10 protein-coding genes are annotated in these 10203 nt (G+C 54.5%); 3 read left to right on the top strand and 7 right to left on the bottom strand.

Features of this window, described 5'->3' with window-relative positions:
* Positions 1 to 384: 384 nt before the first annotated feature.
* Together purH and purD are read left to right on the top strand one after the other, a co-directional pair.
* A complete protein-coding gene (gene purH, locus QZF50_RS11375) occupies positions 385 to 1974 on the top strand; it encodes a bifunctional phosphoribosylaminoimidazolecarboxamide formyltransferase/IMP cyclohydrolase (protein WP_001187566.1) in 1590 nt (529 codons plus the stop codon).
* Between the two features lie 11 nt (positions 1975 to 1985).
* Positions 1986 to 3275: a phosphoribosylamine--glycine ligase gene (gene purD, locus QZF50_RS11370; protein ID WP_061892619.1), complete on the top strand. Its 1290-nt coding sequence runs from the start codon at positions 1986 to 1988 to the stop codon at positions 3273 to 3275.
* Here the strand turns inward: purD and zraR are convergent.
* Positions 3272 to 4597 (bottom strand): sigma-54-dependent response regulator transcription factor ZraR, encoded by a 1326-nt coding sequence (zraR, locus tag QZF50_RS11365; RefSeq protein WP_000148518.1) that lies wholly within the window; start codon positions 4595 to 4597, stop codon positions 3272 to 3274. The genes purD and zraR overlap by 4 nt on opposite strands.
* Positions 4594 to 5970, bottom strand: coding sequence for a two-component system sensor histidine kinase ZraS (gene zraS, locus QZF50_RS11360; RefSeq protein ID WP_001472685.1), 1377 nt, complete (start codon positions 5968 to 5970; stop codon positions 4594 to 4596). Before zraS ends, zraR begins: the two co-directional genes overlap by 4 nt.
* Positions 5971 to 6207: 237 nt before the next feature.
* On the opposite strand from zraS, the gene zraP reads away from it, so the two are divergent.
* On the top strand, positions 6208 to 6633 hold the full coding sequence (gene zraP / locus QZF50_RS11355; protein WP_000828222.1) for a zinc resistance sensor/chaperone ZraP: 426 nt from the start codon (positions 6208 to 6210) through the stop codon (positions 6631 to 6633).
* 1 nt (position 6634) lies between these two features.
* On the opposite strand, the gene QZF50_RS11350 is transcribed toward zraP, so the two are convergent.
* From QZF50_RS11350 to hemE, 5 genes are all read right to left on the bottom strand, one after another.
* The gene (locus QZF50_RS11350) at positions 6635 to 7330 is read right to left on the bottom strand and encodes a DUF1481 domain-containing protein (RefSeq protein WP_001377723.1); all 696 of its coding nucleotides are present in this window, start codon (positions 7328 to 7330) and stop codon (positions 6635 to 6637) included.
* 12 nt (positions 7331 to 7342) lie between these two features.
* Positions 7343 to 7615, bottom strand: a complete 273-nt coding sequence (gene hupA / locus QZF50_RS11345) for a nucleoid-associated protein HU-alpha (RefSeq protein ID WP_001044513.1) — start codon at positions 7613 to 7615, stop codon at positions 7343 to 7345.
* A gap of 186 nt (positions 7616 to 7801) precedes the next feature.
* Complete coding sequence (locus QZF50_RS11340; RefSeq protein ID WP_000940106.1) at positions 7802 to 8392, bottom strand: YjaG family protein; 591 nt, start codon at positions 8390 to 8392, stop codon at positions 7802 to 7804.
* Between the two features lie 42 nt (positions 8393 to 8434).
* The gene (gene nfi / locus QZF50_RS11335) at positions 8435 to 9106 is read right to left on the bottom strand and encodes a deoxyribonuclease V (RefSeq protein ID WP_000362392.1); all 672 of its coding nucleotides are present in this window, start codon (positions 9104 to 9106) and stop codon (positions 8435 to 8437) included.
* A gap of 9 nt (positions 9107 to 9115) precedes the next feature.
* Complete coding sequence (hemE, locus tag QZF50_RS11330) at positions 9116 to 10180, bottom strand: uroporphyrinogen decarboxylase (protein ID WP_000137657.1); 1065 nt, start codon at positions 10178 to 10180, stop codon at positions 9116 to 9118.
* Positions 10181 to 10203: the final 23 nt, after the last annotated feature.

Here is a 10203-nt window from a genome sequence, read left to right as displayed (position 1 = left end):
CTCTTCAACCGAACCGGCTGTTTGTGTGAAGTGATTCACATCCGCCGTGTCGATGGAGGCGCATTATAGGGAGTTCTCCGCAGGCCGCAATAGAAAAATTGCAGAAAAATAACTGACTGCTGCATTCCCCAGCAAAACCCCGCTTTATACCTTTTTACGCACAGAGTTATCCACAATCATCAATGTAATTTCTGTATTTTTCCCACGGTAACCACTGTCAAAATTGTGATCACCATTGAAAGAGAAAAATTCGCGAGCGTTGCGCAAACGTTTTCGTTACAATGCGGGCGAAAAATAAGGATGCCCCGTTAGGGGCGTTAGCTGAGTTTTTCGCGAAAAATTCAGCTAACGCTCTCTGTAATAGTCAAATCCAGGGGATTTACCATGCAACAACGTCGTCCAGTCCGCCGCGCTCTGCTCAGTGTTTCTGACAAAGCCGGTATCGTCGAATTCGCCCAGGCACTTTCCGCACGCGGTGTGGAGCTGCTGTCTACAGGGGGCACTGCCCGTCTGTTAGCAGAAAAAGGTCTGCCGGTAACCGAAGTTTCCGATTACACCGGTTTCCCGGAGATGATGGATGGACGCGTGAAGACCCTGCATCCGAAAGTACATGGTGGCATTCTGGGCCGTCGCGGCCAGGACGATGCCATTATGGAAGAACATCAGATCCAGCCTATCGATATGGTGGTTGTTAACCTGTATCCGTTCGCCCAGACCGTGGCCCGTGAAGGTTGCTCGCTGGAAGATGCGGTTGAGAACATCGATATCGGCGGCCCGACCATGGTGCGCTCCGCCGCTAAGAACCATAAAGATGTCGCAATCGTGGTGAAGAGCAGCGACTACGACGCCATTATTAAAGAGATGGATGACAACGAAGGATCGCTGACGCTTGCAACCCGTTTCGACCTCGCCATCAAAGCCTTCGAACACACTGCCGCCTACGACAGCATGATTGCCAACTACTTCGGCAGCATGGTTCCGGCGTACCACGGTGAAAGCAAAGAAGCCGCTGGTCGCTTCCCACGCACGCTGAACCTGAACTTCATTAAGAAGCAGGATATGCGTTACGGCGAGAACAGCCACCAGCAGGCTGCCTTCTATATAGAAGAGAATGTGAAAGAAGCCTCCGTTGCTACCGCAACCCAGGTTCAGGGTAAAGCCCTCTCTTATAACAACATCGCCGATACCGATGCGGCGCTGGAGTGCGTGAAAGAGTTCGCCGAGCCGGCATGTGTGATTGTGAAGCACGCCAACCCTTGCGGTGTAGCTATCGGCAATTCCATTCTTGATGCTTACGATCGCGCGTACAAAACCGACCCAACCTCCGCATTCGGCGGCATCATTGCCTTTAACCGCGAGCTAGATGCGGAAACCGCACAGGCCATCATTTCTCGTCAGTTTGTCGAAGTGATTATTGCGCCTTCCGCCAGCGAAGAAGCCCTGAAAATCACCGCCGCCAAGCAGAACGTACGCGTTCTGACCTGCGGTCAGTGGGGCGAGCGTGTTCCGGGTCTTGATTTCAAACGCGTGAACGGCGGTCTGCTGGTTCAGGATCGTGACCTGGGGATGGTCGGTGCGGAAGAACTGCGCGTCGTCACCCAACGTCAGCCGACCGAACAGGAACTGCGCGATGCGCTGTTCTGCTGGAAAGTGGCGAAGTTCGTGAAATCCAATGCTATCGTCTATGCCAAAAACAATATGACCATCGGTATTGGCGCGGGCCAGATGAGCCGCGTGTACTCCGCGAAAATCGCCGGTATTAAAGCTGCCGATGAAGGCCTGGAAGTGAAAGGTTCCTCGATGGCTTCTGACGCGTTCTTCCCGTTCCGCGACGGTATTGATGCCGCCGCCGCTGCGGGCGTGACCTGCGTAATCCAGCCTGGCGGTTCCATCCGTGATGACGAAGTGATTGCCGCCGCCGACGAGCACGGTATTGCGATGCTCTTCACCGACATGCGCCACTTCCGCCATTAATGGAGCAATAGATGAAAGTATTAGTGATTGGTAACGGCGGGCGCGAGCACGCGCTGGCCTGGAAAGCGGCCCAGTCGCCGCTGGTTGAGACTGTTTTTGTTGCTCCGGGTAATGCAGGCACTGCACTGGAACCCGCGCTGCAAAACGTTGCTATTGGCGTGACCGATATCCCGGCGCTGTTGGATTTCGCACAAAACGAAAAGATTGATCTGACCATCGTCGGCCCGGAAGCGCCGCTGGTGAAAGGCGTGGTCGATACCTTCCGCGCCGCCGGGCTGAAAATCTTCGGCCCAACCGCAGGTGCGGCCCAACTGGAAGGCTCAAAAGCGTTTACCAAAGATTTCCTGGCCCGCCATAAGATCCCTACGGCGGAATACCAGAACTTCACCGAGGTAGAACCTGCGCTGGCGTATCTGCGTGAGAAAGGCGCGCCAATCGTCATTAAAGCGGACGGTCTGGCTGCCGGGAAAGGCGTTATCGTGGCGATGACGCTGGAAGAAGCGGAAGCGGCTGTTCACGATATGCTGGCGGGCAACGCTTTTGGCGACGCGGGTCATCGCGTCGTTATCGAAGAGTTCCTCGATGGCGAAGAAGCGAGCTTTATCGTGATGGTAGACGGCGAGCATGTGCTGCCGATGGCCACCAGCCAGGATCACAAACGCGTAGGCGATAAAGATACCGGACCAAACACGGGCGGGATGGGCGCTTACTCCCCCGCGCCGGTAGTAACCGATGAAGTTCATCAGCGCACCATGGAACGTATCATCTGGCCAACCGTGAAAGGCATGGCGGCGGAAGGCAACACCTACACCGGTTTTCTCTACGCGGGCCTGATGATCGACAAACAGGGCAATCCGAAGGTTATCGAATTTAACTGCCGCTTTGGCGATCCAGAAACCCAGCCGATTATGCTGCGCATGAAGTCCGATCTGGTTGAGCTCTGCCTGGCGGCCTGTGAAGGCAAACTGGACGAGAAAACGTCAGAGTGGGATGAACGCGCTTCTCTCGGCGTGGTGATGGCTGCGGGTGGATATCCGGGTGATTACCGCACCGGTGACGTGATCCACGGCCTGCCGCTGGAAGAAGTGGCAGGCGGCAAAGTGTTCCACGCGGGCACGAAACTGGCGGATAACGAGCAGGTAGTGACCAGCGGCGGGCGCGTACTGTGCGTCACCGCGCTGGGTCATACCGTGGCAGAAGCGCAGAAACGCGCCTATGCCTTAATGACCGATATCCACTGGGACGACTGCTTCTGCCGGAAAGATATCGGCTGGCGTGCTATCGAACGCGAGCAGAACTAACGCGACAGTTTTGCCAATAACGTTTTACGCGTGATCCCTAACTGACGGGCGGCTTCAGTTTTGTTGCCGCCCGTTTTCTCCAGTGCCGCCAGAATCACCTCTTTTTCCACTTCCACCAGCGGCTGAATATCCTGACTTTGCCCCAGCGGGATCGGCGTACTGGCAATCGCCAGCGGCAGCTCGCGTTCGGAAATATATTCCCCGGTCAGCAGCACCACTGCCCGTTCCACCGCGTTTTCCAGCTCACGAATATTTCCCGGCCAGTCGTAATGAATCAACAGATCCATCGCCTGGGGCGTAAAACCTTTTACCGCCTTGCGATTACGCTCGGCAAAGCGCTGCAGAAAATGGCCAGCCAGCAGAGGGATATCTTCCCGCCGTTGCCGCAGCGATGGTACTTCAATCGCCACCACATTCAGGCGATAGTAGAGATCCTGGCGAAAACGCCCGGCATTCACCTCTGCGGCAAGATCGCGATGGGTCGCCGCAATCAGCCGGACATCAACCGAGATAGTCTGGTTGCTACCGACACGCTGAACTTCGCGCTCCTGAATCGCACGCAGCAGACGCACCTGCATCATCGGCGAGATATCGCCAATTTCATCGAGAAACAGCGTGCCGCCGTCCGCCTCAACAAAGCGCCCTTCCCGGCGTTTATCGGCTCCAGTAAACGCCCCTTTTTCGTGACCGAACAATTCAGATTCCAGCAAGGATTCGTTGAGTGCCGCACAGTTGAGCGTTACCAGCGGTTTTTCGCTACGTGCGCTACTGGCGTGAATCGCCCTGGCGACCAGCTCTTTACCGGTGCCGGAATCGCCGTGGATCAGTACCGTGGCTTCCGATGGCGCGACGAGGGCGATTTCACTGAGCAGGTGTTGCATCGCCGAGCTTTTACCGACCATACCGAACTGGCTGGCAGTCACCGCAGGTGTTTCAGCATCAATACTGTGCGTATGCGCGAGCGCCTTTTCCAGCGTCGCCTGTAGGTTATCGAAATCCAGCGGCTTGATGAGATAATCCAGCGCCCCAGTTTTCAGTGCCTCTACCGCCGTCTCGACGCTGGAGTACGCAGTCATAATCAGCACCGGAATTGCCGGGTTTAACGCTTTGATCTCTTTCAGCGTGGCGATGCCGTCCATCTCCGCCATTCGCACATCGCAAAGCACAAGATCAAAAACCTGTTCCCGCACCTGCTCCAGCGCCTGTCGCCCGCTGTTCGCCAGCGCGACGTTATAGCCCCAGCCGCGCAGTAAAGCCTGCAAAATAGTGCAGTGGCTAATGTCATCATCCACCACCAGAATATCGATATTATCGTGCGTCATCCTTGTGGGTCCTTACGCGTAATATTGACCGGAAGCCAGAGGGTGAACGTTGAGCCTTTTCCCTCCTGGCTTGCGACCTGAATTGTACCACCGTGTTGTTCAACAATATTATGCACGACCGCCAGCCCCAATCCGGTGCCTTCGGCTTTGGTGGTGAAGTACGGAGTGAAGATGGCTTCAAGCTGATCTGCCGCAATTCCCTTACCGCTGTCGGTAACGCTGATTTTCACGCCCGCGCCGCTTTCGCTGACCGTCACGCTAATCACGCCATGCTGACCAATCGCCTGAATAGCATTGAGATAGAGATTCAACAGGACCTGAGTCAGCCTGTCCGGATCGGCCTGAATTTCCGGTAATGTGTCGTTGGCGGTAAAGCGTAACTGGATCTCCCGGCTGTTTGCATCCTGGCTTACCAGCTGTAATGAGTGGTTAATCAGCGTGTTGAGATCCACCGCCTGCAAAGCCAGATGCGTTGGCTTAACCAGTTCCAGCAACTCGCTTACCACGCGGTTTAAACGGTCGGCTTCTTTCGCCATCACCTGCGCCAATTGATGCGCTTCTCCCCCTGCTGGCGCGCGTTCGGCAAAGTATTTCGCCAGCCCTTTAATCGAGGAAAGTGGGTTACGGATTTCGTGGGCAACGCCTGCCGCAAGATGCCCCAGCGCCACTAGCTTCTCTTTGCGCTTCATTTCATCTTGTAGAAGCTGGCGCGAGCGCAGATAGCGGCGATACCAGAAGAATGACAATACGCTTGCCAGCAAGACCGTCGCCAGGGCGAAGAGGATAATCAGGGTGTTTCTCTGCTCACGATCTTCGGCACTCACAATATTACTGGCGTCGAAAGCGATGAAAATTGCTTGTGGTGTCGCGGCATACTGCTGCATATGGCGCATCCGGTGCATTCCAGCAGCAAACATCGGTTGAAACTGGCGATAAATTTCCAGAACAGGCTCGCCGTCTGCGCTATCGATCCGCCGCCACGCTTCTTCATCTCCCAGATGTAACTGCTGCATTTCCTGCGGGGAATAAAGCTGTTTTCCCACCATGCCGGAGTTGCTATGCATCACGATTGTTCCTTGTTCATCCGTGACCGCAAACCAACGTACTCCAGGCTGCCCGGCCATTTCTTCCAGTAAGGCCTGCTGCTGCGCATGATGCATGCGCATCCCCATGCCGACGCGCGAGCCGGATTCAAGAGCGCGAATAAGTACACTGCCTTTTTCCAGCAGCGTTTGTCTGGCGGCGGCAGTCTCGCGCCCATAATCGCGAATCACCGTCACCGCAAACAACCCTACCAGCCCAACAATGACCACGGGGAGGATCGCGCTTAACCATTTAGCTAAGGAGTCTTTAGAACGTTGCATAAAACGCATCTTCTTCTTTGCCTGCTCATCCCTTTCTGACAGCAGAAATCATGCCATCTTTTATCAGCGCTTACCCTGCGCTGTAACACAAAGGCTTAAGTTTCAATGAGTAAAAATGACTCGCTACCCGCAGCAGGCGAGTCATTTTTACTCGTTTATCATGCCAGATTACCCGTCATATCAGCGTTTCATCGTTGGCACGGAAGATGCAATACCCGAAGTAAGACAACCACTGGAGGATTAACCATGAAACGGAACACGAAAATTGCCCTGGTAATGATGGCGCTTTCAGCAATGGCGATGGGATCGACATCTGCATTTGCTCACGGCGGACACGGTATGTGGCAGCAAAATGCCGCGCCTTTGACCAGCGAACAACAGACAGCGTGGCAGAAAATCCATAATGACTTTTACGCTCAAAGCAGCGCACTGCAACAGCAACTGGTGACGAAGCGTTATGAATACAATGCCCTGTTAGCCGCGAACCCACCGGATAGCAGCAAAATTAACGCGGTCGCCAAAGAGATGGAGAATTTGCGTCAGTCGTTAGATGAGTTACGGGTGAAACGGGATATCGCGATGGCTGAAGCGGGTATTCCGCGCGGAGCCGGAATGGGCATGGGCTACGGCGGCTGCGGTGGTGGCGGTCATATGGGTATGGGCCACTGGTAAATCAGAACGTTTTCTCGTTGGGTTGCCAGCGACAGAAATCAGAGTTTGCCACTAACAGTAATTGCGAACCTTCGGGCGCTTCCAGCCATGCCACGCTGACATCAACAGAAGAGCGGCTCTGGCGGCGCTCGATATGCGCTATCGCCTGCGAATCTAAATCAGGTTTAATGGTTTGCCCTTCGCAGGTGGTCACGGTCTGTTCCATCGCATGCCAGCGCCCCTGGCGCAGCACGACTCTCCCCTGACGTAAGGCATCGCTAATCTGGCGGATCTGAGCAGCACGATAACGGTATAAATCGATTTGGTCGTTAGAAAGCTGCTGCTTTTCCCCATCGGATTCACGTTGCATAAAGCTCAGATCACCGCGATCGTCAAAACGCGCGCGAATGTTCACCGGCGGTTTGCTGTAAACATTGATATTGATGAGCGTGAGGTTATCGCCCTGCCAGCGATACTCTCGCGTCGTGGTATCGCCACTGCGCCACGGGCTAAACACGGCAAGCAGATGCACATTATCGCCGCTGTCTTTTCGCCAGATGCGTACCGCGCCCTGGTCTTCAGCAAATCCACTGGCGGTAAAGGGAGGAAGTGAAGAGTTGTGGCTACAGGCAGTGAGAAACAGCGCACCTGCCAGCATCAATGATCGACGCCAGAAAGACAAAAGGGGTGAAACCACCCCTTCGTTAAAACTGTTCACTGCCACGCAATCTTACTTAACTGCGTCTTTCAGTGCCTTGCCAGAAACAAATGCCGGTACGTTAGCTGCGGCAATTTTGATTTCTTTACCGGTCTGCGGGTTGCGGCCAGTACGCTCAGCGCGGTGGTTCACTTTGAAGGTACCGAAACCAACCAGTTGTACAGCATCGCCTTCTTTCAGAGACTCAGTAATTGCAGCCAGAGTGGACTCCAGAGCAGCTTTAGCCTGGGTTTTGGACAGTTCTGCTTTCTCTGCAATTACATCAATCAGTTGAGTCTTGTTCATAAGTTATCCTTACAATGTGTTTATCGCTTGCTAAGCATCGAGTGCGACGGAAATGCCAGAATAGCACTCTCCTGCATACACGCACCGATAGCCACTTTTTTTCGCCCCCCAAATGTAGACCAGACGGGGGGCGAAAGGGAAGACTCCAGGTACGACAAATCAGGCGTTAAATCACGTTTTCTGGTCTTATTGCTGAAAAATTATACCAATATTGCTCTCACCCGCCTCACGCAGGTCTGCCCTAAGGCCTTTTATCAGCTCGATATCGCGTTCTTCGCACTCAGCTAAAAGTCGGAATATTTCCCACTGAATGTCCCATTCTTGCTCTACAGCTGGGTTTTCTTTAAGCTCTTCATCGCTCATTTCGCGACCAGCCTGAGTCATTTCCAGCATCGCAACGGTCGTGATGGAGGTCTTACTCACTTCCACCGCGTGTTCGAGCGTTTCACCACTCAAACGCGAATGGACCAGTTCACTTAACGCCACGCAGGCATCGATTGCCGGATAAACGCCGTACAGATCGAAATCGTCGGCTGAAGGAATCGCTTCTTCAAATTTCTCCAGTTGGCTGTCGAAATTTACTTTTGCGTCTTTAACGGTCAGCGTTTCCCAGATGAGATCGAGAATGCGACGGTAAATTTGCCCATCACCAAAACCGGTTTGCTGGCAGAACATGGCGTAATTGGGGTACATGCGTTCGCATAAGCAAGCCATGAAAGTGACATGCTGCCAGCTTTCCAGGCGCTCCAGACGCAGATGAATTGGGTTTTGTAACATGTTGAGTTCTCAAATACGGAAATTATCCGCAGTTTACCTGAATTAGGGCTGATTTGCTGTATAGCGCACGAACGCCGGACGTTCCGAGGCCACCGCGTCCGCCCAGCGCGTTGGCTCCGGCAGACGATAGCCTTTCATGCAGCGTTGTACCCACGCCAGCGCGCTGTCCACGCTGACCCGATGGCCGGTAGCGATAAACAACGGGTTACAGCGCGCTTTGCTGCGCCAGACCCAGGCCAGCTGCTCGCCTTTATCCATCAGTGGGGCCAGCGCGCCCGGTTCGCTGGAGAGCGGTTCGAATTTACCGCAGAGCCGTTTTTTCGCCACGCCGATCGTTGGCACATCCACCATCAAACCAAAATGGCTGGCGACGCCAAGACGGCGAGGATGCGAGATCCCATGACCATCGACAAACACTAAATCCGGCTTTTGCGACAGCATCTCCCACGCTGCCAGCAGCGCAGGATATTCGCGGAAGGAAAGAAAACCTGGAATGTAAGGCATGGTGGTGGCGATGCGGGCAACTTTATACTCCACCAGCTCAAGCGAGGGATATTTCAGCAGCACCATCGCCGCTCGCGTCACTTCTCCGCCCTGCTCAAACCCGACATCGGCTCCGGCGATCAGATCCGGTGGATCTTTATCGAGTCGATCCTCGCGGATCACAGAAGAAGCCAGTTCGATTTGTTGAGCGCGTAATGACGCGAGATCCATAATCACTCCTTAGCGGTGATACTGTTCAGACAGTCGATGCACTGCCTCCACGAACACGCCAGCATGTTCTGGCGGCACATCCTGATGAATGCCGTGACCAAGGTTAAAGACATGACCTTCGCCGTGACCGAAACCTGCAAGTATAGTCGCTACTTCTTCTTCAATGCGGGCAGGCGGCGCGTACAGCATCGACGGATCCATATTACCCTGCAACGCGACTTTATTGCCCACACGGCGGCGCGCATCGGCGATGTCCGTTGTCCAGTCGAGGCCCAGCGCATCGCAACCGGTTTCTGCCATGGCTTCCAGCCACTGTCCGCCGCCTTTGGTAAACAGCGTGACCGGTACGCGGCGACCGTCGTTTTCACGCAGTAAACCATCAACAATTTTATGCATGTAATAAAGCGAGAACTGTTGATAATCGCGCCCGGTAAGCACGCCGCCCCAGGTGTCGAAAATCATCACAGCCTGAGCACCGGCTTTAATCTGCGCATTCAGATACAAAGTGACGCTTTTCGCCAGTTTATCGAGTAGAGCGTGCAGCGCCTGCGGATCGGCATACATCATTTTTTTGATCACGGTGAAGGCTTTGCTGCTGCCGCCTTCCACCATGTAGGTCGCCAGCGTCCACGGGCTGCCGGAAAAACCAATCAGCGGCACTTCGCCTTTCAGTTCGCGACGAATGGTACGCACCGCGTTCATCACGTAACCCAGCTCATCTTCCGGGTCCGGAATTGGCAGTTTATCGACGTCGGCTTTGCAGGTGACTGGCGAGGTAAAACGCGGACCTTCTCCGGCTTCAAAATAGAGCCCTAACCCCATCGCGTCCGGCACGGTGAGGATATCGGAAAAGAGGATCGCCGCATCCAGCGGGTAGCGACGCAGCGGTTGCAAAGTCACTTCGCACGCCAGCTCGGCGTTTTTGCACAGCGACATAAAATCGCCCGCCTGGGCGCGCGTGGCTTTATATTCCGGTAGATAGCGACCCGCCTGGCGCATCATCCATACTGGAGTGACATCAACGGGCTGGCGCAGCAGCGCCCGCAGATAACGATCGTTTTTAAGTTCGGTCATTTTGGCTGTTCCTTAGTGCGTCA

It is taken from the genome of uncultured Escherichia sp. (assembly GCF_948475835.1).
Lineage (GTDB): Bacteria > Pseudomonadota > Gammaproteobacteria > Enterobacterales > Enterobacteriaceae > ECMA0423.
Note: the sequence above shows the minus strand (reverse complement) of the source record. Positions and strands in the feature narration are given on the sequence as shown.

What these genes read in the sequence shown, in the direction of transcription:
- zraS (WP_001472685.1), bottom strand. Translation starts at nt 5,970, where the DNA reads ATGCGTTTTATGCAACGTTCTAAAGACTCCTTAGCTAAATGGTTAAGC.
- hupA (WP_001044513.1), bottom strand. Translation starts at nt 7,615, where the DNA reads ATGAACAAGACTCAACTGATTGATGTAATTGCAGAGAAAGCAGAACTG.
- zraP (WP_000828222.1), top strand. Translation starts at nt 6,208, where the DNA reads ATGAAACGGAACACGAAAATTGCCCTGGTAATGATGGCGCTTTCAGCA.
- zraR (WP_000148518.1), bottom strand. Translation starts at nt 4,597, where the DNA reads ATGACGCACGATAATATCGATATTCTGGTGGTGGATGATGACATTAGC.
- purH (WP_001187566.1), top strand. Translation starts at nt 385, where the DNA reads ATGCAACAACGTCGTCCAGTCCGCCGCGCTCTGCTCAGTGTTTCTGAC.
- purD (WP_061892619.1), top strand. Translation starts at nt 1,986, where the DNA reads ATGAAAGTATTAGTGATTGGTAACGGCGGGCGCGAGCACGCGCTGGCC.
- nfi (WP_000362392.1), bottom strand. Translation starts at nt 9,106, where the DNA reads ATGGATCTCGCGTCATTACGCGCTCAACAAATCGAACTGGCTTCTTCT.
- QZF50_RS11340 (WP_000940106.1), bottom strand. Translation starts at nt 8,392, where the DNA reads ATGTTACAAAACCCAATTCATCTGCGTCTGGAGCGCCTGGAAAGCTGG.
- hemE (WP_000137657.1), bottom strand. Translation starts at nt 10,180, where the DNA reads ATGACCGAACTTAAAAACGATCGTTATCTGCGGGCGCTGCTGCGCCAG.